Origin of the sequence: Microbacterium sp. Bi98, assembly GCF_918698045.1 — a bacterium.
Taxonomy (GTDB): domain Bacteria; phylum Actinomycetota; class Actinomycetes; order Actinomycetales; family Microbacteriaceae; genus Microbacterium.
This window is the reverse complement of record NZ_CAKKLK010000013.1, coordinates 1-22156: the sequence shown is the minus strand read 5'-3', so window position 1 is coordinate 22156 and position 22156 is coordinate 1. Positions and strand designations below refer to the sequence as shown.

Genomic DNA, 22156 nt, shown 5'->3' with positions numbered 1-22156 from the left:
CAACTCATCCGGACTGACAGACTGGGCCCATGGCAGAGCCCGGAATCCAGGCGCCGGCCCCCAAGCGCGGCCGGCCAGGTTATGACCGCGAGCAGGTGCTCGCGGTCGCCGTCAAGGTCTTCAACGAGCACGGCTACGACGCGACGAGCGTGGCCGACCTCAGCGCGACGCTGGGGCTGACGAAGTCGGCGCTCTACCATCACTTCGAATCGAAGTCGGCGATCCTCGAGCTCGCGCTGAACGATGCGCTCGATGCGCTCGAGGCCGTCGTCGATGATGCGACCGCGCAGCACTCGCTGGCCTCCGACCGGCTGCGGGCGATCATCCGCGGCGCGGTGCGGGTGCTCACCGAGAAGCTCCCCTCGGTGACGCTGCTGCTGCGCGTGCGGGGGAACGGCGATGTCGAGACCTCCGCGCTGGTGCGCAGACGTGCGTTCGACCAGCGCGTGACCGCGATCGTGTCGGAAGCGCAGACCGAGGGGCTGATCCGTGACGACGTCGATGCGGCGGTCGCCACCAGGCTCATCTTCGGAATGATCAACTCGGTCGTCGAGTGGTATCGACCCGGGGGTCCCGTCGATCCCGACGAGCTGGGGGAGGACATCCTGCGGGTGAGCCTCGACGGGCTGCAGTCCCGCTGAGCGGGCTCAGTCGTCGGCCGGCGCCACGCGGGGAGGCCAGCTGGTCGCTCCGAGCTCGCGGGAGATGTTGCGCGCCGTCTCGCGCAGCGCGTTGAGCACCGCGTCCGAGGCGGGCGCCTGCGATGTGGGCATCACGACGGCGACCGCGGCGACGATGTCGTTCGACGCGTCGGCGACCGGCGCGGCGACGGACGACTCTCCGAGCACGGCCTCATCGGTCTCCGAGGCGCTGCCCCGCTCGGCGATGGCCGGCAGGTCGAGCAGCAGTCGGGCGACGTCGGTGATCGTGTCCCCGGTGAGGCTGTGCAGCGGCCGCTCGAAGACGGTGCGCTGGAAGCCGAGGTCGTGCGCCAGCAGGACCTTTCCCATCGCGGAGGCATGCGCGGGGATCGCCACGCCGGTCTCGAGCATCTGCTGGCTGTCGTCCGGACGCAGGTCGTGGTGGATCACGAGCACCTCGTGGAAGTGCGGCGCCCCGAGGCGCACCGGCAGGTTCGTGCGGCGTGCGAGCTCCTGCGTCCACCGCATGGCTCTGGCCCGGACGTCGAGGGTGTCGAGGTAGACGTTGCTCAGCCGCAGCAGGGTGGGACCGAGCATGTAGCGCTGCCCGCCGCGCTCCTTCGCGACGAGTCCGTGCTCGCGCAGGGACTTGACGATCCCGTGCACGGTCGACGGGGGAAGGCTCAGGGCGAGCGCGAGATCCGTGATGCCGAGATGGCGCGCACCCTGCAGCAGCTCGAGCACTTTCGCTGCGCGATCGATGGCTTGGATCATCGCGGCTCCTCTCTCCGGATCGTCGTCGAGCCGGGCGGTCGCATCGGTCGTCAGGTCGATCTTGACAACTCGACTGCGCCCGAGCATATTCGACATTGACGAATAACTTTCCAATATTGCGAAAGAGCGCCGCCGTAGAGATCAAAGGAGATCGAACGATGAAGAAGCTCATCAACAACCCCGCCGATGTGCTGGTCGAGTCGCTGCGCGGCGTCGAACTCGCGCATCCGGAGCTCTCGGTCGACCTCGAGACGCACGTGATCACCCGCTCGACGCCGAAGGCGGAGGGGAAGGTCGCGATCGTCTCGGGTGGAGGGTCCGGCCACGAACCGCTGCATGGGGGATACGTGGGCCTCGGCATGCTCGACGCCGCCGTCGCCGGCGAGGTCTTCACCTCGCCCACCCCCGATCGAGTGCAGGCCGCCACGAAGGCCGTCGATCGCGGGGCAGGCGTGCTGCACATCGTGAAGAACTACACGGGAGACGTGCTCAACTTCGAGATGGCGGCGGAGCTCGCCTCGATGGAGGGCATCGAGGTCGGCACCGTGATCGTCGATGACGATGTCGCCGTGCAGGACTCGCTCTACACGGCAGGGCGTCGTGGCGTCGGACTCACGGTGCTGCTCGAAAAGCTGGTCGGCGCCGCGGCTGAGGAGGGGCAGGATCTCGATGCCGTCGTCGCCATCGCGAAGCGCATCAACGGACAGGGGCGGTCGATGGGCATGGCGCTCACCAGCTGCACGGTTCCCGCAGCGGGCAAGCCGACGTTCGATCTGCCCGAGGACCAGATGGAGATCGGCATCGGCATCCATGGCGAGCCCGGTCGGCACCGGGAGCCACTGGCGCCGGCATCCGAGATCGCCCGGCAACTCGTGGAGCCGATCCTCGCCGATCTCGACGTCTCAGGTCCCGCCATCGTGATGCTCAACGGCATGGGCGGATCCCCGTTGATCGAGCTGTATCTGATGTACGGCGAGGTGGCCGCGCTGCTCGAGCAGGCGGGAGTGCAGATCGCCCGCAACCTGGTCGGCGACTACATCACCTCGCTCGACATGGCCGGCTGCTCGCTCACGGTGCTGAAGGCCGACGACGAGCTGCTCAGGCTGTGGGACGCACCCGTCAACACCCCCGGACTGCGGTGGGGGGCATGATGGCGGCGATCGACACCGCGGCCCTGGCCGACTGGATCCGGCGGTTCCGCGACGTCATCGCCGAGAAGCGCGAATGGCTCACCGAGCTGGACTCGGCGATCGGAGACGCCGACCACGGCGCGAACATGGCCCGTGGCATGGATGCGGTCGTGGCGAAGCTCGACTCGGGTGTGCCCGACACGGTCGACGAGCTGCTCAAGACCGTCGGCATGACTCTCGTGAGCTCGGTCGGAGGCGCCAGCGGGCCGCTCTACGGCACGCTGTTCCTGCGGATGGGGATGGCTGCAGGGCCCGTGACCGAGCTCGATGGCGCCGGACTCGGCGGCTCGCTGCGTGCCGGACTCGATGGCATCGTCGCTCGCGGCAAGGCCGAGGCCGGCGACAAGACCATGTTCGACGCCATGGCGCCCGCGGTGGACGCGTTCGACGCCGCGATCTCCGGAGGGGGAGACCTGTCTGCCGCGACGGCGGCGGCCGCAGAGGCGGCAGCGTCCGGTCGGGATGCCACCGAACCGCTCGTCGCCCGGAAGGGACGTGCGAGCTATCTCGGGGAACGCAGTGCCGGCCATCTCGACCCCGGTGCGGCGTCGACGACACTGCTGTTCGAGTCCCTCGCCCAGGCGACCGCGGAATCCTCCTGATGATCGGCATCGTCGCCGTCTCCCACAGTGCTCGACTCGGGGAGGCGGCGCTGGAGCTCGCCCTGCAGATGGTGCAGGGCGGGGGAGCGCGAGTGAGAGTCGCCGCAGGCGCCGGAACGGATGCCGACGGCGCGCCCGTCCTCGGCACGGATGCCGTCGCTGTCGCCGCGGCGATCGACGAGCTGGCCGCCGACTGCGACGGTGTCCTGGTGCTTATGGATCTCGGCTCCGCAGTGCTGAGCGCCGAGCTCGCGCTGGAGCTGCGGACGAGCGATGTGCCGGTGCGCCTCGCCCCCGCGCCGTTCGTGGAAGGGCTGCTGGCGGCCGTCGTGTCGGCCGCTGCCGGCGCATCGCTGGACGTCGTCGCGGGGGAGGCGTCGATCGCGCTCGCCGCCAAGAGCAGCCAGCTCGAGGACCCGTCGACGGAAGCCGCTCCGATCGAGTCCGCATCGACCGACCGGTCGGGTGCCGTGACGCGGACGGTGGTCGTGCGCAATGCGCTCGGTATCCACGCGCGACCGGCGGCTCTGATCGCCGAGGCATCTGCGGGCATCGATGTGCGACTGCGTCGACTGCCCGACGGGGCTGAGGCGTCGGGTGCGAGCCTGTCACGCCTGCTGATCCTCGGTGCCAGGCAGGGCGACCGGATCGAGCTGTCGGCACTCGGGCGCGACGCCGAAGGGGCGCTCGACCGACTGGTGGCCCTGTTCGACGACGGATTCGGTGAAGGCACGGACGTCGACGCCGTCGCCTCGGGGTCGGTCGGGGCGCACGCTGCAGAGGCGGCCCCCGAGTCCCCTCCCGTCCGGGCAGGCGACGTGCTGCGTGGTCGCGGCGTGAGCTCGGGCAGGGTCGCCGCCGAGGCCGTGCTCCTCGCCGCGCCCGTGCGCGAGCCGGACGAGAGCACCGTCGTCGCGCCTGGTGATCGGGAGGCCGAGGCATCTGCGATCGAGTGGGCCGCAGTGGCGGTGGCAGACCAGCTGCGGGCGCGCACGAGGGCGGCGACCGGCGAGGCTCGGGCGATCCTCGACGCGTCGCGTCTGCTGGCCTCCGACCCCGAACTGGTGGCCGAGGCGGCGGACCTCGTGCGGTCGCGGGGTCGAACGGCCGCGCGGGCGATCTGGGAGACATCGGCGGCGCACGAGAGAGGACTCGCGGCTCTCGGTGGGCGGATGGCCGAGCGAGCGGCCGACATCCGCGACGTCCGTGATCGGATGATCGCGGAGATCCTCGAGGTCGAGATGCCGGGCGTTCCCGAGCGTGAGGAGCCTTTCGTGCTGGTCGCGTCGGATCTCGCCCCCGCGGACACGGCAGCCTTGGAAGGGGGCAACTGCGTCGCGCTCGTGACGGAGCAGGGTGGCCCCACCTCGCATACGGCGATCATCGCCCGGTCGCTCGGAATCCCCGCAGTGGTCGGAGTCATCGGCGCGACCGGGATCCCGCGCGGTGCGGTCGTGCTCGTCGACGGCGATCGGGGCACGGTCGAGATCGACCCGAGCAGCTCTCGAGTCACCGAGGCGAAGGCCGCGTCGCTCGTGGTGCCGTTCGACGGCGAGGGGGTGCTCGCCGACGGACGGCGCATCCCGCTCCTCGCCAATGTCGGGGGAGCGGCCGAGGCCGTCGTGGCCGCTGCCTCGAAGGCCCAGGGCGTCGGTCTCTTCCGCACCGAGTTCTGCTTCCTCGACCGCGCCGACGCACCGACGATCGAGGAGCAGGTCGACGCCTACCGAGGTGTCCTCGCCGCGTTTCCGGGGCAGAGGGTCGTGGTGCGCACGCTCGATGCCGGCAGTGACAAACCGCTGCCTTTCGCGAACTCCGACGCGGAGGACAATCCCGCTCTCGGCGTGCGGGGACTCCGGATCGCGCGACGGGCTCCGAAGCTGCTGGACGATCAGCTCAGGGCACTGGCGCTCGCCGCGGGGGCGGAGTCGGCACTCGTCGAGGTGATGGCTCCGATGGTGGCCACGGTCGATGAGGCACGCGACTTCGCGGAGCGTGCGCGAGAAGCCGGTCTGGAGACTGTGGGGGTGATGATCGAGACGCCCTCCGCCGCGCTCCTCGCGTCGGAGATGCTCGAGGTCGTCGACTTCGTGAGCATCGGGACCAACGACCTCGCCCAGTACGCGCTCGCGGCTGATCGACTGCTCGGAGAGCTGGGCGATCTGAACGATCCGTGGCAGCCGGCCGTGCTGCGACTGATCGGGCAGGCGGGTGCGGCCGGACGCCGGTGGGGCCTGCCGGTGGGGGTATGCGGCGAGGCCGCTGCCGATCCCGCTCTGGCCGCCGTGCTCGTGGGGCTCGGCGTCACGTCGCTGTCGATGACACCCCGTGCGCTGGGTCGAGTCGCGGCGGCGCTCGCGGGCGTCACGGGCGAACAGTGCGATGCCGCTGCGCAAGCGGTCCTGAGAGCAGCGACGGCTGTCGATGCCCGCGCCGCCGCAGCCGCCGTACTCAACGGAGAGTGACGCGGTCGTCGCGTCGACGACATATGCGCTCTCCGGCATCATTCTGATCTCGACATGGGCGGGCTCCTGGTCGAGGTCGTCCCAGCGCGCCTAGGCTCCAGGAGGGGACGTCTGCATCGGCGAATGACGAGGTCGGAGGATTCAATGGCTGTCTTCATCACGGGTCGAGCGCGAGTGACGCTCGCCTTGATCGGGATCGGTGCCGTGGCCGCCGTGAGCGCCTGCGCCCCGAGTCCCCAGACGTCATCGCCTCCGTCGCCATCGCCGTCCCGGACGACCGCCGCGCCCGAGCCGTATGCCGGACCGATCGTGTTCGTCGGCGACGAGCTCGACGCATTCGCGCTCGCCCCCGAGGAGATCGTGGGGATCGTTCCGGACGCCACGGACGTCGGCGATCCGTCGCCGGTCCTCGAACAGATATCGGACGGAGGAAGCCTCCCTGCGGATCCGCCGATCTGTGACGCTCTCTACGCCGAGCAGTCACTCGGCAGCGTCGGGGCGAGGACGATCGAGTGGCAGGTGCCGACGGATCCCACGAACGGCTTCGGCCGGATGACGATCATGCAGTTCGCCGACGAGGCTCACGCCGAGGGCCGCATGGATCAGCTGCTCCAGGCGGCCGAGCAGTGCGCCGAGTTCGTCAAAGAGGGAACCGTCTCCTTCGATGCCGTGATCCCCGAAGCGTCCGAGAACACCCGGGCCTTCGCGGGCTCGCTGATCGATGCGGCGCTGGACTGGCGGTCGTTCAGCGCGTTCGCCTCGACCGGGAACGTGATCGTGCAGCTGTGGCAGCCTTTCAGCGGCGATCGCGACTTCGACGCCGAGGCGGCGGCGCTGCTGCTTCGGGAACGCGCCGAGGAGGCCCGGTCCGGGCTGGTCGAGGAGCTCACCGAGAACCCGCCCATCGCCGAGACAGACCCGTCCGGCGATCCCGGAACCGCGTGGAGTGACTGGCAGGTCGGAGTCGGCGGCGTGGGTCCGCTCCGACTCGGCGACTCGGTCGAGTCCGCGATCGCCGCCGCCGGCGAGGACGCGCAGGTCGTCGAACCCGAGTACGACGGTGGCCCGTGGAAGCTCATCGCCCCCGCGGAGGCGGGGACGATCCTGGTGCGCCCCGTCGAGGCCGGCGATGCCGTCTGGTCGATCACCGTCGGGAGCGACCGCAGCCTCGGCGACACCGTCGGTGACGGAGCCGCGCTGCCGTCGCGAGGTGATATCCGCCTCGGCGCCCCCGTCGCGGATGCGATGGCTGCATACCCCGGAGGCACCGTGGTCGAGGTCGTGTCGTCGAGCGATCACTTCTACGCCGTCACGACGCGCGACGGGCAGGTCTTCCGTTTCCAAGCCGATCGCGAGGTGCTCGAGGAGGGGGCGACGATCGTCGGCATCACGGTCGAGGACGCGACGGCACGCACGCCGCTGGTCTTCGGCTGACTGCGGGCCGGTCGGATGACCGACCGGCCCGCAGCATGCCGGGAAGACGATGATCAGGCGTGCAGATCCACGCCCTTGGTCTCCTTCACCATCGACACGGCGATGAGGGAGATCACCGCCGTGATGGCGATGTAGACGCCGATCGTCCAGGCCGCCTGGAACTGGTTCATCAGAGCCTCCGCGATCATCGGTGCGAACGCCCCGCCGAGGATGGCACCCAGCGCGTATCCGATCGAGACGCCCGAGTAGCGGACGTTGGCCGGGAACATCTCGGCATAGAGAGCCGCCTGCGGGCCGTACGAGAGCCCGAGCGCGAACGTCATCACGAACAGCGCCACGAAATACCAGAAGATGTTCGCCGTGTCGATCAGGAACCACATCGGCACCGCCCACAGCGCGAGCGCGATGTACCCGATCTGGAAGGTGCGGACGCGTCCGAGACGATCGGAGAGGTGGCCGCCCCAGAGCGTGAAGATGAGCCAGCCGAACGACGCGAGCGTCGTCGCCAGCAGCACGGGAGGACGCTCCATGCCGAGGGCGGTGACGGCGTAGGTGGCGAAGAACGCGATGAGCAGGTACCCGGCGGCGTTGTTGCCGATGAAGATCAGGGCAGTGAGCACGACCTGCTTGGTGTTCTTGCGGAACAGGCGACCCAGCGGCGCGGAGGCCTCCTGACGACGACGACGGAGATCCTCGAAGACGGGGCTCTCGTCGACGGCGCGCCTGATCACGTAGCCGACGGCGATCAGCACGATCGACATCAGGAACGGGATCCGCCAGCCCCACTCGAGGAACGCCTCGGGGGACATCGAGCTCGTCAGCACCCAGAGCGTGGCTGTGGCGAGGATCATGCCGATCGGGACGCCGATCTGCGGGAAGGCGCCGAAGAGCCCCCGGCGGGCCGTGGGGGCGTGCTCGACGGCCATCAGTGCCGCTCCGCCCCACTCGCCGCCCGCCGAGAACCCCTGCAGGATGCGGAGCACGATGAGAAGGATCGGAGCGGCGACGCCGATCGCGGCGTAGGTCGGCAGCACGCCGATCAGCGAAGTGGAGAGTCCCATCATCACGAGCGTGAAGACGAGCATCTTCTTGCGACCCAGCTTGTCGCCCAGGTGCCCGGCGACGATGGCTCCCAGGGGACGGAAGAGGAAGGAGATCCCGATCGTGGCGAAGGAGAGGATCTGCGCGAACCCCTTGTTCTCCTCAGCGATCGGGGCGAGGAAGAGCGGCGCGAGCACGAGGCCGGCTGCTTGCGCGTAGATGAAGAAGTCGTACCACTCGATCGAGGTGCCGACCAGGGTGCTGGCGAGGACTCGCCGCTCCTCGGCGGGCATTCGCGCCGTCGAGGTGCGCGCGGATACTGCTGACGTCATGAAGAACTCCATTGTTCTGCGGGTGCGGAGGAGCGACGCTGCGTCACCCCGAGCTACTTACCGAATGGTCGGTCAGTAATTGACGAGAGTAGCGCACGGTGGTCGGGCGACCCAAGCCCCACATCTGCGACCGCGCGACTCAGACGCCCTCACACCTTGCCGAACGCGCGCAGCGGATGCTCGATGAGCTCCGTGACGCGGCGGAGGAAGCTCGCCGCATACCCGCCGTCGCACACGCGGTGATCGAACACCAGTGACAGTTGAGCGACGCGGCGGGCGACGATCTGACCGTCGATCACCCACGGGCGCTCGATGATGCGACCGATGCCGAGGATCGCGACGTCGGGGTGGTTGATGATCGCGGCCGAGCCGTCGACCCCGAGCCCGCCGTAGTTGTTGAGGGTGAACGTCGACCCCCGCAGCCGCTCCGGAGGCATCGCCCCCGAACGCGCCGTCGCCGACAGCTCGCGCAGCGCGACATCGAGCTGTTCGACGGTGAGCTCGTGCGCCCGCGGGATGACGGGCACCAGGAGGCCGCGCTCAGTGTCGGCGGCGACGCCGAGGTTGAGGCCGTCGAAGGAGATGATCTCCGATCCGTCGTCGCTCAGGCGGGAGGCGAGCACCGGATGCTCCGCGAGCGCGAGCACGACGAAGCGTGCCACGAGGGCAGTGATCGACGGTGCCCTGCCGCCGGCCGGTACCATCTCGGAGCGCAGATTCCAGAGCTCGGTGGCATCGACGTCGACCCAGACCGTGGCCTCGGGGATCTCGGAGCGGCTGCGGGTCAGCCGTGCGCTGACCGCCTTGCGCAGCGGGGACATCCGCTCACGGGAGACGACGGCGAGGCCATCGAGACGTTCGGCGTTCGCGGACTGCGGCTGGTGATCATCGCGGCGATGCTGCGCCGCTGCCCCGTCGACGGCGTCGTCGACAGCGGCCGCCAGCACGTCGGCGCGCGTGACGGCGCCGTCATGGCCGGTCGGGGTGATGGCGTGGACGTCGAGTCCGAGGTCGCGGGCGAGTCGTCGCACCAGGGGAGAGCGGACGGCCACGGGCCGCCGTTCCGAAGCATTCGCGTCCGGCTTCTCGCGTGGCATCTCGGATGCCGCCGTCGCCTTCGGGCGCCGTCGGCCGGTCGCGCCGCGCTCCGTGGTCCCATAGCCGATCAGGACGTTGCCGGACCCTGCGCGCTCCTCTTCGCGGTACGCCTCCTGCTCCGGATCGCCGGCATCCGCACGGAGATCTCCTCCCGCATCCGTGTCCGGAGCGTCCGCCGAGGAAGGATCCGCAGAAGAAGAAGAGGCGCCGTCGGCGACCTCGAGCACCGGCGCTCCGACGTCGATGGTCTCGCCCGGTTCTCCGTGCAGTGCGGTGACGACGCCGGCGAAGGGCGAGGGCAGCTCGACCACGCTCTTCGCCGTCTCGACCTCGGCGATCGCCTGGTCGGTGACGATCGTGTCGCCGACGCAGACGAGCCACTGCACGAGTCCGGCCTCGGTGAGTCCCTCGCCGAGGTCCGGCAGCCGGAAGACGTGGGTGGTCAGCGCCGTCATGACTCGTCCTCCCAGTGCAGCGAGTCGATCGCGTCCAGCACGCGGTCGACGTCGGGCAGGTACCAGTGCTCGAGCTTGGGCGGGGCGTAGGGGGTGTCGAATCCGGTGACGCGGCGCACCGGAGCCTCGAGGTACTCGAAGCAGCGCTCGAAGACGCGCGCCTGGATCTCGGAGGCCACGCTGGCGAATCCGGGAGCCTCGGCGATCACGACCGCTCGTCCGGTCGCGCGCACGGCGGCGGTGACCGTGGCGTCGTCGAACGGGGACAGCGAACGGATGTCGACGACCTGCACGCTGCGCCCCTCGGATGCCGCCACATCGGCGGCCTCGAGCGCAAGCGGCACCGAGGCGCCGTAGGCGAGCAGGGTGACGTCAGTGCCCTCGCGGGCGATGCGGGCGGAGCCGATGTCCGCCGTCGCCGAGGTGTCGACCTCTCCCTTCGTCCAGTACAGCTTCTTCGGTTCGAGGAAGATCACCGGGTCGGGCGAGGCGATCGCCGCCCGGAGCAGCGAATAGGCGTCCTGGGGAGTCGACGGGCTCACGACGGTGAGGCCCGGGGTGTGCGCGTAGTACGCCTCGGAGGAGTCGCAGTGGTGCTCGACCCCGCCGATGCCGCCGCCGAACGGGATGCGGATCACGAGCGGCATCCGCACCGCACCGCGCGTCCGGTTGCCGAGCTTCGCGACGTGACTGACGATCTGCTCGAATGCCGGCAGTGCGAAGGCGTCGAACTGCAGCTCGACGACGGGATGCATGCCGTTCATGGCCATGCCGACGGCTGTGCCGACGATGCCGGATTCGGCGAGCGGGGTGTCGAAGCAGCGGTCCTCGCCGAACCGCGCCGTGAGTCCGTCGGTGATGCGGAACACGCCGCCGAGCGCTCCGACGTCCTCGCCGAAGACGACGACCTCGGGATCGCTCTCGATCGCATCCGCGAGGGCGAGGTTCAGTGCGGCGGCCATGCTCATGGTCGACACGGACAGTGCGCCGGTGTCGACCCGGATGTCGTCGTGGGCGATGGTCATCGTGCACCTCCGGCTGCTGCGTGGTTGCGTGCGATCTCGTCCCTCAGCATCTGCCACTGCTCCTCGCGCTGGGGAGAGCGGGTCTCTGTGACGAAGCGGAACAGATCCTCGGGATCGATCTCGGCATCGACGTTGAGCGCCTCTCGCATCGCCGCGGCGGTCTTCTCGGCCTCCGCCGCATACTCGGCTTCACGGTCGGCCGTGAGGACGCCGGCGCTCGTCAGGTGTGCTCGCAGTCGCGTCAGCGGGTCGCGCTCGACCCACGCCTGGACTTCGGCGCGCTCGCGATAGCGCGTGTCGTCGTCGGCGTTCGTGTGCGCCTGCATCCGATAGGTGTGCGCCTCGATGAGCGTCGGACCGTCGCCCGAGCGGGCATGTGCGATGGCCTCGCCGAGAACGGCCAGCACGGCGGCGACGTCGTTGCCGTCGACGCGCTGCCCCGGCATCCCGTATCCCATCGCCTTGTGGGCCAGCGACGGCGCGGCGGTCTGGCGGCTGAGCGGCACCGAGATCGCGAACTCGTTGTTCTGCACGAGGAAGACGACCGGCACACGGAAGACGGCGGCGAAGTTCAGCGCCTCGTGGAAGTCGCCCTCACTGGTCGCACCGTCGCCGCACAGTGCCAGGACGGCCGTCTGCTCTCCGCGCTTCTTCGCGGCATACGCGAAGCCGACCGCGTGCAGCAGCTGTGTGGCGAGCGGAGTGGCCTGAGGCGCGACGTGGTGCGCTCGCACGTCGTAGCCCGAATGCCAGTCGCCCTTCAGCAGCACCATCGCCTCGGCCGGTGCGACACCCCGGGCGATGACCGCGACCGAGTCCCGATACGTGGGGAAGAGCCAGTCGCCGGCGTCGAGGGCGAGGGCCGCTCCGATCTGGCACGCCTCCTGACCGTGCGACGACGGGTAGACGGCGAGGCGGCCCTGGCGGACGAGAGCGCTGGCCTGATCGTTGATGCGGCGTCCCTCGACGAGACCGCGATAGGCGGCGAGCAGGGTGTCCGTATCCGGCAGCGGGAAGTGCGGGTCGTCGACGACACGGCCCTCTGCGTCGATGAGCTGCACCGCCGTGTCGCGCGGGAGCAGGTGTGCGTGTTCCATCCGTTCGCCCTCCTTGCCGAACTCGATGACGCCAGCATGCTCTCCTCGCGACAGACGTCCAAGAACATTCGGCGCATCGTGGACGAATGCGATCTACTTGCTCACCTCCGTGACGAAATGTCAGAATTCAGGCAGAGGACGAAGGGGTTCCATGATCACGCTGGACGACACCGATCACGCGATTCTCGAGCAGCTGCGCATCGACGCCCGGGCGTCGATGACCGCCATCGCCGAGGCCGTGCACATCTCGAGAGCGGGCGCTCACGCACGGATCAAGCGGCTGACCGATGCGGGCATCATCACCGGCTACTCGGTGCGCACCGACCCCGTGCTGCTCGGCCACCATGCGAGCGCCTATGTGACACTCGCCATCGAGCAGGCCACCTGGCAGGAGGTCAGCGCCAGGCTGCGGATGATTCCCGAGATCGAGCACATGGCGCTCGTCGGCGGTGACTTCGACGTCATCCTGCTCGTGCGGGCGAGCGACGCGCGCGACCTCCGCCGCATCGTCTTGGAGGACATCCAGGCGATCCCCTCGATCCGCTCCACACGCACGACCCTCATCTTCGAGGACTTCACCCTGATCTGAGCGGGTGGGGAGGTCATCCCTTCGCACTCGGACATCTGCGGCGCGCTCCGCGACAAGTGGGTTGTCGCATCGCGTTCGACAATGAGACGACCCGCCAGATCCTTGGCATGCGTCTCGCTCGAAGGAGAGTCCCGATGTCCGAATCCGCCGCATCCGCAGCCGCCGCGCTGCTCGACCGCATCCAGGCGCCGGAGGGCGCGGGGCGAGACATCCCGGATGCCGCCACACGCGAGGTCATGGGTCGTGCGCCCGAGCACTCGGTCAGCGACCTCGACGATGCGATCGCGCGAGCGCGAGCCGCTCAGCCCGGCTGGGAGTCCCTCGGCCACGCGAAGCGCAGCGAGCTGCTGATCGCTGCGGCCGATGCGATCGACGCGAACGCCGAGGCGCTCGCGCACCTGCTCTCGCGCGAACAGGGCAAGCCGTTGAACGGCCCCAACGCGCGCTTCGAACTGGGTGCGTGCTCGGCCTGGCTGCGCACCAATGCGTCGATCCCGCTCGAGTCGCAGGTGCTCGTCGACGACGAGACCCTGCACGCCGAGCTCGTCTACAAGGCCGCCGGAGTGGTCGGCGCGATCGGTCCGTGGAACTGGCCGCTCATGATCACCATCTGGCAGATCGGTCCGTCGCTGCGGATGGGCAACACCGTCGTCGCGAAGCCGAGCGAGTACACGCCCCTGAGCGTCCTCGCGATGCTGGCGGTGATGAACGACGTGCTGCCCGCCGACGTTCTGATCGGTGTCTCCGGCGATCGCGAGGTGGGTGCGCGCCTCGCCTCGCACCCCGACATCGACAAGATCATGTTCACCGGATCCACCGCCACCGGGCGACGCATCATCGAGAGCTCGGCCGGCAACCTCGCCCGCCTCACCCTCGAGCTCGGCGGGAACGACGCCGGGATCGTGCTGCCGGGCACCGATGTGTCGGCGATCGCGCAGGACCTCTTCTGGGGCGCCTTCATCAACACCGGTCAGACCTGCGCCGCGATGAAGCGCCTCTACGTGCACGACTCCGTCTACGACGAGGTCGTCACCGCGCTCGCCGAGATCGCGGCATCCGTCCCGATGGGTAACGGGCTCGATGAGGACAACGTGCTGGGTCCGCTGCAGAATCGCGCCCAGTTCGACATCGTGTCGCGCCTGGTCGACGAGGCGAAGGGACGCGGCGCCCGTGTCGTCACGGGCGGCGAGGCGGCTCCTGAGCTCGGCGAGCTCTTCTATCGCCCCGCGATCGTCGCCGACATCGACAACGACGCGGCCCTCGTGCAGGAGGAGCAGTTCGGCCCGGCGCTGCCGGTGATCCGGTACAGCGACGTCGACGAGGCGTTCGCGTTCGCCAACTCGGTCGACGTCGGTCTCGGCGCATCGGTATGGTCGAGCGATCCGGACGCCGCCCGCGAGGCCGCGACGCGCATGGAGTCCGGCACGGTGTGGATCAACTCGCACGGCGGGCTGCACCCGATGGTGCCGTTCGGCGGCGTGAAGAGCTCGGGCTACGGCCTGGAGTTCGGTGTCGAGGGGCTCAAGTCCGTCGCCGTGACGCAGGTCGTGTCGGGGCCGGGCCGCAAGGCGCAGGCATGAGAACCGCGATCGTCGTCGGGGCCGGGACCTCGGGCGCGATCGTCGCGCGACGCCTGGTGGACGCCGGCGTCGAGGTGACGCTGATCGAAGCCGGAGGATACGACTCGAATCCGGCGATCCACGACCCGTCGAGGGCGGGGGAGCTGTGGCACTCCGCCGACGACTGGGACTTCTTCACCGTTCCGCAGAAGCACGCCGGCGGACGCCGACTGCACCTGCCGCGCGGGAAGGTCACCGGAGGCTCGCATGCGCTCAACGCCATGATCTGGGTGCGCGGCGCCGCCTCCGACTACGACGCCTGGGAACGCGCGGGCGCGACGGGGTGGGGCTGGAACACGGTCGAACCCGTCTTCGCCGCGCTCGAGCACGATGTGCTGCCCGTCACCGACGACTACGAGCTCTCGCCGATCCAGGCCTCGATCATCGACGCAGCCGTCGAAGAGGGGCTGCCCCGCAACCCGGACTACAACGGCGGCACCCTCGACGGCGTCTCGCAGCAGCAGGTGACGATCCGCGACGGCCGGCGGGTGAACACGTGGATGGCCTACGCGCAGCCGGTCGTCGACAGGCTCACGATCCTCACCGAGCGCGAGGTGCATTCGGTGATCGTCGAGGAGGGCCGCGCCGTCGGAGTCCGACTCGGCTCGGGCGCCGACTCCGAGGAGGTCTTCGCCGACGAGGTCGTGCTGTCGGCCGGTGCGATCGGATCACCCGTGATCCTCCTGCGCTCGGGCATCGGCCCCGCCGACGAGCTCGCCGCGCTCGGCATCCCCGTCGTGCTGGATGCACCGGGCGTCGGCAAGAACCTGCACGACCATCTGCTCTCACCGGTCATCTTCACGACCGAGAGGCCGGTCGGACCGCCGCGGCCGGGCGTCTCGGTCACGCAGTCGCACCTGTTCTGGCGCAGCCGCGACGACCTCGCCGAGCCCGACACTCAGCCCATCCACTTCTCGGTGCCGATGTGGGGCGAGCTCGAACCTCGAGGGGATGACGGATTCACCCTCATGGCCGGTCTCGTGACGCCGTACAGCCGCGGTGGGCTCACCCTGTCCGGTCCGGATCTCGCGGACCCGCCTCTGATCGACCTCGCCGCGCTCGAAGACGACAGGGACGTGGCAGCGCTCGCGGCATCGGTTCGTCAGTGCCGCCGGATCGGCGCGCAGCCGGCGCTCGCCGAGGAATGGGGAGCGACCGAGGTGTACCCCGGCCCCGACGTGTCGGACGACGGGATCGACGACTGGGTGCGCCGCACGGCCATCACCTACCACCACCAGGTCGGCACCTGCCGGATGGGATCGGATGCCGAGGCGGTGGTCGACCCGCTGCTGCGGGTGCGCGGTCTCGAGGGACTGAGCGTGATCGACGCGTCGGTGATCCCCACCGTTCCGACGGGCAACACCAACGCCCCCGCGGCGATGATCGGCGAGCTGGGGGCGAGGTTCCTGCTCGGACGCTGACGTCGACGCTCGCGATGCCCCCTCCTGCCGAGTAGGTGGAAGGGGGCATCAGCGTCTCATCCGGCGTGCGAGGTCCTGCGTGTCGTCCCGCATGCGGGGTCACCAACGCATCCGAATCGCTGCTGAGCGGTGCGTCATCGACCCCGCAGGGAAAGACGCGCACGGCATGCGACGTGATCAGCCCGCGGAGTACACCTCGCGACCGGCGAACCACGTCGACCGCACGGGAGTGTGCACGATCTCGTCGGCCGGGCCGGCGATCGCATCCCGGGCGAGCACCACGAAGTCCGCGGACTTGCCCGGCGTCAGCGATCCGGTCTCCGCGCCGAGGCCCATCGCGGTCGCGGCATTGATCGTGAAGACCTGCAGGGCCTCCTCCGCCGTGATCGCCTGCTCGGGCCAGAGGACGCCGGGCGCTCGGCCGAGAGGATCGGCGCGCGTGACGAGACCCTGCAGCCCCTCGAGGGTGTTCGGCGATTCGCTCACCGGCCAGTCCGAGCCGCCGGCGACGAGCGCGCCGGCGTCGAGCAGGGCACGGTTGGGCTGCGAATGCTCGGCGCGGTCGCCGAGGACCTCGGCCAGCGCCTGCGGGATCACGCCCGGGAACCAGATGAACGGCGAGATGTCGGCCGAGACGTCGAGGGCTCGCAAGCGCGGGATGTCGTCGTCGGCGAGGAACTGGCCGTGCGCGATCTGGATCGGGGTGGTGAAGCCGTCGGACCGGATGCGCTCGGCGACGTCGAGCACGAGACGCGCCGATCCGTCTCCCGTGCAGTGCACCTTGGCGCCGAGTCCGCGCTCGGCCACCGACCGCAGCCAGGTGTGCAGCTCGTCGAAGTCCATCGTCGTCTCGCCGTGGAAGTGCGCACCGTGCACGGCATCCGCGATATACGGCTCGAGGAACGACGCCGTGCGCGCGGGTGGTACTCCGTCGAGGAAGATCTTCACGAAGTCGGGCCGGTGGTGCGGGGTGCGGAACTGCTCACCGAGGTCGATGAGCGGGGTGCCGATCGGATCGAACCCGAAGATCTCATCGTTGATCAGCAGCGACGAGACGACCCAGGCGGTGAGCTCGTGCGACCGGTCGAGGGTCGCGAGGGCGGCGAGGATGTCGGTCGACACTCCGGCATCCTGGAAGGTCGTGATGCCGTAGGAGTTGAGGATCTCGACGCCGCGGCGCGACGCGGCCACGTGCTGCTCGCCCGTCAGCCCACCGCTGCGATCGTAGGCCTCCTGCACGGGGATTCCCGCTGCCTCGAACAGCACCCCGGTCGGCGTGCCGTCATCGGGATCGAGCACGGTGACTCCACCGGAGGGGATGCTGTCGGCGGTGATCCCGGCGAGCTGCAGCGCCCGCGTGCTCGCCCACCTGTTGTGCCTCGAGTCCTCGACCAGGACGACGGGGCGACCGCCGGCCGCCTCATCGAGACGCTGCCTGATCGCGCTGTTCGCGAGGCTGGGCAGCAGAGTGGTCGACACCGGGCCGCCCACGATCCACGCGTCGGGCGGCAGCGCGCTGGCCTTCTCGCGCACGAGGTCGAGGATGTCGTCGAGGCCCAGCGAGGGCGGCAGCGAGAGCTCGAACAGCTCGGTGCGCCCGGCGAGAGCGTGGTGGTTGTGCACGTCGACGAAGCCGGGGTAGACCGCGGCATCGCCGACATCCAGCATCCTCGTGTCCGGGCCGCGGTAGGCGTCCATCTCGGCCCGCGTGCCGACGTCGAGGATCCGCCCGTCGCGCACCGCGAACGCCTCGACGATCGGTGCTCGGTGATCCGCCGTGCGGATCACCGAGCCCGTCACGATGAGCTCGGCCGTCGTCATCTCAGAGGGTTCCGAACAGCGCCGGCTCGAGGCCGTTCGCGTGATGGGTCGTCGAGAGCAGTCGGCCGTGAGCGCCGAACGTGAAGTGCGTGGGCACCTCACCCGACTCGTCGAGCCCGAAGAGAACCCCGTGCGAGCGGATCGCGTTCACGTCCCGATGGTCGGCGATCGTGACCGATGCGCAGGGGATGACCTTCTCGCGCCACGCGAAGACGTAGATCCCGGGGCGCACCTCCCACACGCTGTTCTCGTCGGTGTCTGCGAGGCCGCGCTCGGGGCCGGCGAGGCACTGCCATGAGTACCAGCGCTCCGAGAGGTACACGTGCTCGTAGGCGTGCTCTTCGCTGTAGATCCACTCGACCCGGCGACCGATGAGCGTCGTCGTCGGCGCCGGCTCTGCGCCCGTCACGGTCGCTCCGTCGATGATGCTCGGCGCGAAGACGTGCTGCACGCGGGTGCGTCCCTGCTCGGGCGCGGGCAGGATCACCGAGATGACGGCGAGGGCGCGGCCGTGGCGCAGGTCGACGATCAGAGACACTGCTTCGTTCGGCAGGTAGTTGTGATGGAACTGCACGAAGTACAGGTCGTCGTCGACCTCGAACGCCTCGTAGTCGTCGGTGTCGGAGGCGGGTGCTGTCGTGTCGTCGGCACCGGGCCGGTAGTCCCACGCGACTGTGGTGTCGGCGAACCGGTGCGAGATGCGGGTTCCGCGGGCGTCCACGACGGTGATCTCCCGACCGCTCAATGCGGCCGTGTGCGGAGCCTTGTTCGCGTCGAAGCCGGGAGCCAGGCCCTCGAGCGGGAGCCAGGTGGAGGTGTCTGCGGGGTTCAGGGTCGTCATGTCTCTCCTCAGGTGAGTGGGGTTGCGGGAGCGTCAGCGGTCGCTGAAACGCTCGAGGTCGGATGCGAGGCCCTCGTACACGGCGGGCCGGGAGCGCTTGAGATAGGCGCCGTAGACGATGCCGCCGATCAGCGCCACCACGAGCAGCAGCGGCATGAGACGGATGGCGAGCTCCTCGGATCCGGCGACGATGTTGAAGTTCACGATCGCCAGCACCGCGATCGCGGCGATGCCGAGGAATCCGATCCCCGGAGCGATGAACGTGCTCCACCATCGTGGATCGCCGGCACGGCGGAAGTACACGACGATCGAGATCGCGGCGAGCCCCTGCAGGATCAGCACGCTCAGGGTGCCGAAGCCGAGCATCGCCGGCACGAGCGTGAGGATGGGGTCGGCACCGGCGATCGCGAAGATGATCGCCACGAGCGCCGCGAACGATGCCTGCACGATTCCTGCCAGCTGCGGGGCGCCGTTGCGGCGCGTGCGGGCCAGAGCGTGCGGCAGGATCCGCGAGCGCCCGAGGGAGTAGAGATAGCGCGTCGCGGAGTTGTGGAACGCGAGCATCGCCGCGAACAGACTGACCAGCAGCAGGATCATCATCACGGTCGTCAGCGGGCCCCCGAGGTACTGCTGCGACAGCATGAAGATCAGGTCGCCCGTCGGCAGGTGCTCGAGAGCGGTTGCCTGCGCCTGCGCGACGCCGGTCGCGCTCACCACCGCCCAGGTGGTGACGCCGAGGATCACGCCGATCGCGATGATCGAGGTGTACGTCGCCCGCGGGATCGTGCGCAGCGGCTGCTTCGCCTCTTCGCTGAACAGGGCGGTCGCCTCGAAGCCGAGGAAGCCCGTCGCGGCCAGGAGGAGGCCGATCGGCAGCGACCCCGAGAACACGGCTTCCGGGCTGAACGCGGCCACGTCGTATCCGGTCTGCACGAGCACCGACACGTCGAACACCACGAGCATCAGCACCTCGAGCACGAGGCACACACCGAGGATCTTCGACGAGAAGTCCACCCCGACCCGTGCGAGCACGAAGCACACGACGATCGACAGCAGACCCCAGATGAGCCAGTGCACGTCGAGGCCGGTGAGGTCGCGGATGATGTTCTGCATGAAGAAGCCGCTGGTGCCGATCGTGCCGACGACGAAGAAGTTGTAGCCGAGCGTGGCGATGAGGCCGGCGACCAGACCGCCGGTGCGACCGAGGCCCTTCACGACGAAGGCGTAGAAGCCGCCGGCGTTGACCAGCTGCTTCGACATCTGCGCGTATCCCACGGCGAACAGCAGCAGGATCGCGGCCACGATGAAGAAGGCCATCGGCGTGCCGCCGCCGTTTCCGAGGGCGATCGCCAGCGAGGCGACCACGACGATGCCGGTCAGTGGTGCGACGGCGGCGAGCACGAGGAAGACGATCCCGGCGACGCCCAGCGCGCCGGGTCGAAGAGAGGTGTGGTCCTGCTGCGTCGTGGACGCAGATATCGGGTCTGCCACGTCGGCTCCTTTGCTCGGTGACGGCCGTGTCGGCACGGCATCGACGACGAGGGGTTCGTCGATACAGCGAGTCTGCTCGTGCCGGGAGCGCGGCGGTTGACCCTGAGCGAAGGACGATGGTGCCAGCGCGCACAGCCGTCCTGGTCGTGTTCCCGGCCCGGATCCGGCGGAGCAGGATGACGGTGATGACACCGCCGTCCTCGCGGAGCGCCGCTGGCGCCGCGGCGATGTCTCGAGGAGATCATGGACCTGCAGCTGACGGGCACGACCGCGCTGATCACCGGCGCCGCGAGCGGTATCGGCCGCGCGACCGCCCGCGCGCTCGCCGCGGAGGGGGTGCGCGTGGCGCTCCTCGATCGGGATGCCGTTGCGCTCGCAGAGACGGCACGCGGATGCGGTGACGCTGTGGTCCGGGTGGTCGATGTCACCGACGAGACACAGGTCGCGCTGGCGGTCTCCACGTCCGTCGAGGAGCTCGGCGGGGTGGATGCGGTCGTGTGCTGCGCGGGGATCTCGGGTCCGGTCGGATCGACGATCGAGCAGATCTCGCTTCACGACTGGAACGCCGTGTTCGCGGTCAATGTCACGGGGGCGTTCCTGGTTCTCGCGCAGGTCCTTCCCGCGTTGCGGGCGTCGGCTTCGGCATCCGTCGTGCTGCTCGCGAGCGACTCGGCGTTCGTGTCGTCGCCCGGCATGGCGGCCTATTGCGCATCGAAGGCCGCGCTCGTGCAGCTGGGTCGATCGTTGTCGGTGGATCTCGCCGGCACTGATGTCCGGGTGAACACGGTGGCGCCGTCGATCGTCGACACCCCGATGAGCCGTGGAGACCTCGGGGAGCACGCGTTCGTCTCCCCGACTTTCGAGGTGCAGTCGCCCGAGGACGTCGCTTCACACGTGCTGTATCTGGTGTCGCCGCGCAGCAGAGCGATCAACGGCACGACCATCCTCAGTGATTTCGGGTACTCGGCCCGATCAGGATTCCCGGCCTGATGGTCACGGGGACGACGGACCCGCGCACGAGCGCGGCGAGAGCGCGTGAGCGCGGCGAGAACAGGAGCGAACATGGGTAGTGCAGTGGGATCGACGGTCTCCGGGCGGGTCATCGTGATCACCGGCGGGGGTACCGGCATCGGGGCGGCGATCGCCGAACGGTATGCCGCTGAAGGGGCGCACGTCGTGGTCGTGGGGCGTCGGCCCGATCCGCTGCGCGCCGTGGCCGACGCCGTCGGCGCGCATCCGATCATCGCGGATGCCGCGGACACCGCATCGGCGCAGGCAGCGGTGGCGGAGGTGCTCGCGACATTCGGGCGCCTCGACGTGCTGGTGGCGAATGCCGGCGGACACGGCTTCTCGCCGGTCGCCGACACCGACGACGACAGCTGGGATGCGGCGATCCGCGCGAACCTCACCACGGCGTTCGTCATGGCGCGAGAGGCGTTGCCTGCGCTGATCGAGGCGAAAGGGCAGATCGTGATCGTGTCGTCTCTCGCAGGTCTCTTCGCGGGTCCGTCGGTGGCGGGATACACCGTGGGCAAGCACGCGCTGATCGGGCTGACGCGGACCCTCGCCCGCGACTACGGACGGCAGGGTGTGCGCGTCAACGCGGTGTGTCCAGGGTGGGTGCAGACGCCGATGGCCGACGACGAGATGGACGAGTTCGCCACCCATGCCGGGCTGGGCTCGCGGGAAGAGGCGTATGCGACCGTCACGGCGGATGTGCCGCTGCGGCGCCCGGCTCGGCCGGCGGAGATCGCGTCGGTCGTGCGGTTCCTGGGATCGGGGGAGTCGTCGTACGTCACCGGTGCCGTGATCGTGGCGGATGGCGGGTCACACGTCGTGGATGTGCCGACGATCGCCTTCGACCGGGCGGGGATGTAGGAGGCGGTCGCTCGGGTGCATGGTCGGTCGTCCCCGGTGTGGGCGCTCTCGTTCCCGGTTCGGTCGTTCGCGCTCCGATGACGCCTCTGTGTTCTCCGTTCTCACGTATCCCGTCTTTCGCCTCTTCCCCGCTTCCTCCTGTCGGTCGCGCCTCTTGGGGTTTCCCCGCATCTCGCGCGCGATCTGGGCGCCTGCGCTGTGCCATTCCGGGAGAGTGGAATACGGATCTGATCTGGGGTAATTCGAGGTCGTTTCGGGTCTCGGATGTCGGTGGCCCGGGGTTGACTGGGGGTATGAACAGCACTGCGGAGCTTCTGGATCGGGTCATCGCCGACCTCGACA

General features: G+C 69.4%; 18 protein-coding genes. 10 read left to right on the top strand and 8 right to left on the bottom strand.

Going from position 1 to position 22156, the window contains the following annotated elements; all coding sequences use genetic code 11:
* Window positions 1–29 precede the first annotated feature (29 nt).
* The gene (locus tag LQZ85_RS15580; RefSeq protein ID WP_053095438.1) at window positions 30–641 is read left to right on the top strand and encodes a TetR/AcrR family transcriptional regulator; all 612 of its coding nucleotides are present in this window, start codon (window positions 30–32) and stop codon (window positions 639–641) included.
* 6 nt (window positions 642–647) lie between these two features.
* Here the strand turns inward: LQZ85_RS15580 and LQZ85_RS15575 are convergent, their stop codons facing one another.
* Window positions 648–1415 (bottom strand): IclR family transcriptional regulator, encoded by a 768-nt coding sequence (locus LQZ85_RS15575; RefSeq protein ID WP_053099028.1) that lies wholly within the window; start codon window positions 1413–1415, stop codon window positions 648–650.
* A 158-nt stretch (window positions 1416–1573) separates the two neighbouring features.
* Between LQZ85_RS15575 and dhaK the strand changes: the two genes are divergently transcribed.
* From dhaK to LQZ85_RS15555, 4 genes are all read left to right on the top strand, one after another.
* Entirely contained in the window at window positions 1574–2566 is a 993-nt protein-coding gene (dhaK, locus tag LQZ85_RS15570; protein WP_230101173.1) for a dihydroxyacetone kinase subunit DhaK, read from the top strand.
* On the top strand, window positions 2566–3207 hold the full coding sequence (dhaL, locus tag LQZ85_RS15565) for a dihydroxyacetone kinase subunit DhaL (protein WP_056277501.1): 642 nt from the start codon (window positions 2566–2568) through the stop codon (window positions 3205–3207). Before dhaK ends, dhaL begins: the two co-directional genes overlap by 1 nt.
* Entirely contained in the window at window positions 3207–5672 is a 2466-nt protein-coding gene (gene ptsP / locus LQZ85_RS15560) for a phosphoenolpyruvate--protein phosphotransferase (protein ID WP_230101172.1), read from the top strand. The genes dhaL and ptsP overlap by 1 nt, the downstream gene beginning before the upstream one ends.
* A 144-nt stretch (window positions 5673–5816) precedes the next feature.
* Window positions 5817–7106: a hypothetical protein gene (locus LQZ85_RS15555; protein ID WP_230101171.1), complete on the top strand. Its 1290-nt coding sequence runs from the start codon at window positions 5817–5819 to the stop codon at window positions 7104–7106.
* Between the two features lie 53 nt (window positions 7107–7159).
* Here the strand turns inward: LQZ85_RS15555 and LQZ85_RS15550 are convergent, their stop codons facing one another.
* From LQZ85_RS15550 to pdhA, 4 genes are all read right to left on the bottom strand, one after another.
* On the bottom strand, window positions 7160–8479 hold the full coding sequence (locus LQZ85_RS15550) for an MFS transporter (protein WP_056277770.1): 1320 nt from the start codon (window positions 8477–8479) through the stop codon (window positions 7160–7162).
* A 149-nt stretch (window positions 8480–8628) separates the two neighbouring features.
* Complete coding sequence (locus LQZ85_RS15545; RefSeq protein ID WP_230101170.1) at window positions 8629–10032, bottom strand: dihydrolipoamide acetyltransferase family protein; 1404 nt, start codon at window positions 10030–10032, stop codon at window positions 8629–8631.
* Window positions 10029–11057: an alpha-ketoacid dehydrogenase subunit beta gene (locus tag LQZ85_RS15540; protein WP_230101169.1), complete on the bottom strand. Its 1029-nt coding sequence runs from the start codon at window positions 11055–11057 to the stop codon at window positions 10029–10031. The genes LQZ85_RS15545 and LQZ85_RS15540 overlap by 4 nt, the downstream gene beginning before the upstream one ends.
* The gene (gene pdhA, locus LQZ85_RS15535; protein WP_230101168.1) at window positions 11054–12154 is read right to left on the bottom strand and encodes a pyruvate dehydrogenase (acetyl-transferring) E1 component subunit alpha; all 1101 of its coding nucleotides are present in this window, start codon (window positions 12152–12154) and stop codon (window positions 11054–11056) included. Before pdhA ends, LQZ85_RS15540 begins: the two co-directional genes overlap by 4 nt.
* A gap of 151 nt (window positions 12155–12305) precedes the next feature.
* Here pdhA and LQZ85_RS15530 point away from each other — a divergent pair, with 151 nt between their 5' ends.
* The 3 genes from LQZ85_RS15530 (at window position 12306) to LQZ85_RS15520 (ending at window position 15783) form a co-directional block, all read left to right on the top strand.
* On the top strand, window positions 12306–12743 hold the full coding sequence (locus LQZ85_RS15530) for an Lrp/AsnC family transcriptional regulator (RefSeq protein ID WP_187250130.1): 438 nt from the start codon (window positions 12306–12308) through the stop codon (window positions 12741–12743).
* A gap of 134 nt (window positions 12744–12877) precedes the next feature.
* Window positions 12878–14323, top strand: a complete 1446-nt coding sequence (locus tag LQZ85_RS15525; protein WP_230101167.1) for an aldehyde dehydrogenase family protein — start codon at window positions 12878–12880, stop codon at window positions 14321–14323.
* A complete protein-coding gene (locus tag LQZ85_RS15520; protein ID WP_230101166.1) occupies window positions 14320–15783 on the top strand; it encodes an FAD-dependent oxidoreductase in 1464 nt (487 codons plus the stop codon). Before LQZ85_RS15525 ends, LQZ85_RS15520 begins: the two co-directional genes overlap by 4 nt.
* A gap of 177 nt (window positions 15784–15960) precedes the next feature.
* On the opposite strand, the gene LQZ85_RS15515 is transcribed toward LQZ85_RS15520, so the two are convergent.
* Genes LQZ85_RS15515 through LQZ85_RS15505 form a run of 3 tightly spaced genes read right to left on the bottom strand, consistent with a single transcriptional unit; the run spans window position 15961 to window position 19936 of the window.
* Window positions 15961–17604 (bottom strand): amidohydrolase, encoded by a 1644-nt coding sequence (locus LQZ85_RS15515; protein ID WP_230101165.1) that lies wholly within the window; start codon window positions 17602–17604, stop codon window positions 15961–15963.
* 1 nt (window position 17605) lies between these two features.
* Complete coding sequence (locus tag LQZ85_RS15510; protein WP_056277520.1) at window positions 17606–18445, bottom strand: molybdenum cofactor biosynthesis F family protein; 840 nt, start codon at window positions 18443–18445, stop codon at window positions 17606–17608.
* 33 nt (window positions 18446–18478) lie between these two features.
* A complete protein-coding gene (locus tag LQZ85_RS15505) occupies window positions 18479–19936 on the bottom strand; it encodes an APC family permease (protein WP_230101164.1) in 1458 nt (485 codons plus the stop codon).
* Window positions 19937–20179: 243 nt separating this feature from the next.
* On the opposite strand from LQZ85_RS15505, the gene LQZ85_RS15500 reads away from it, so the two are divergent.
* Both LQZ85_RS15500 and LQZ85_RS15495 read left to right on the top strand, forming a co-directional pair.
* Window positions 20180–20926 carry an SDR family oxidoreductase gene (locus tag LQZ85_RS15500; RefSeq protein WP_056277525.1) on the top strand — a complete coding sequence of 249 codons (747 nt, stop codon included), beginning with the start codon at window positions 20180–20182 and terminating at the stop codon, window positions 20924–20926.
* Window positions 20927–20998: 72 nt separating this feature from the next.
* Entirely contained in the window at window positions 20999–21814 is an 816-nt protein-coding gene (locus LQZ85_RS15495; protein ID WP_056277529.1) for an SDR family oxidoreductase, read from the top strand.
* The last annotated feature ends 342 nt before the right edge of the window (window positions 21815–22156 follow it).

Excerpts from the sequence above, each read along its gene's own strand:
- LQZ85_RS15580 (WP_053095438.1), top strand. The coding sequence starts at position 30 with ATGGCAGAGCCCGGAATCCAGGCGCCGGCCCCCAAGCGCGGCCGGCCA.
- LQZ85_RS15575 (WP_053099028.1), bottom strand. The coding sequence starts at position 1,415 with ATGATCCAAGCCATCGATCGCGCAGCGAAAGTGCTCGAGCTGCTGCAG.
- dhaK (WP_230101173.1), top strand. The coding sequence starts at position 1,574 with ATGAAGAAGCTCATCAACAACCCCGCCGATGTGCTGGTCGAGTCGCTG.
- dhaL (WP_056277501.1), top strand. The coding sequence starts at position 2,566 with ATGGCGGCGATCGACACCGCGGCCCTGGCCGACTGGATCCGGCGGTTC.
- ptsP (WP_230101172.1), top strand. The coding sequence starts at position 3,207 with ATGATCGGCATCGTCGCCGTCTCCCACAGTGCTCGACTCGGGGAGGCG.
- LQZ85_RS15555 (WP_230101171.1), top strand. The coding sequence starts at position 5,817 with ATGGCTGTCTTCATCACGGGTCGAGCGCGAGTGACGCTCGCCTTGATC.
- LQZ85_RS15550 (WP_056277770.1), bottom strand. The coding sequence starts at position 8,479 with ATGACGTCAGCAGTATCCGCGCGCACCTCGACGGCGCGAATGCCCGCC.
- LQZ85_RS15545 (WP_230101170.1), bottom strand. The coding sequence starts at position 10,032 with ATGACGGCGCTGACCACCCACGTCTTCCGGCTGCCGGACCTCGGCGAG.
- LQZ85_RS15540 (WP_230101169.1), bottom strand. The coding sequence starts at position 11,057 with ATGACCATCGCCCACGACGACATCCGGGTCGACACCGGCGCACTGTCC.
- pdhA (WP_230101168.1), bottom strand. The coding sequence starts at position 12,154 with ATGGAACACGCACACCTGCTCCCGCGCGACACGGCGGTGCAGCTCATC.
- LQZ85_RS15530 (WP_187250130.1), top strand. The coding sequence starts at position 12,306 with ATGATCACGCTGGACGACACCGATCACGCGATTCTCGAGCAGCTGCGC.
- LQZ85_RS15525 (WP_230101167.1), top strand. The coding sequence starts at position 12,878 with ATGTCCGAATCCGCCGCATCCGCAGCCGCCGCGCTGCTCGACCGCATC.
- LQZ85_RS15520 (WP_230101166.1), top strand. The coding sequence starts at position 14,320 with ATGAGAACCGCGATCGTCGTCGGGGCCGGGACCTCGGGCGCGATCGTC.
- LQZ85_RS15515 (WP_230101165.1), bottom strand. The coding sequence starts at position 17,604 with ATGACGACGGCCGAGCTCATCGTGACGGGCTCGGTGATCCGCACGGCG.
- LQZ85_RS15510 (WP_056277520.1), bottom strand. The coding sequence starts at position 18,445 with ATGACGACCCTGAACCCCGCAGACACCTCCACCTGGCTCCCGCTCGAG.
- LQZ85_RS15500 (WP_056277525.1), top strand. The coding sequence starts at position 20,180 with ATGGACCTGCAGCTGACGGGCACGACCGCGCTGATCACCGGCGCCGCG.
- LQZ85_RS15495 (WP_056277529.1), top strand. The coding sequence starts at position 20,999 with ATGGGTAGTGCAGTGGGATCGACGGTCTCCGGGCGGGTCATCGTGATC.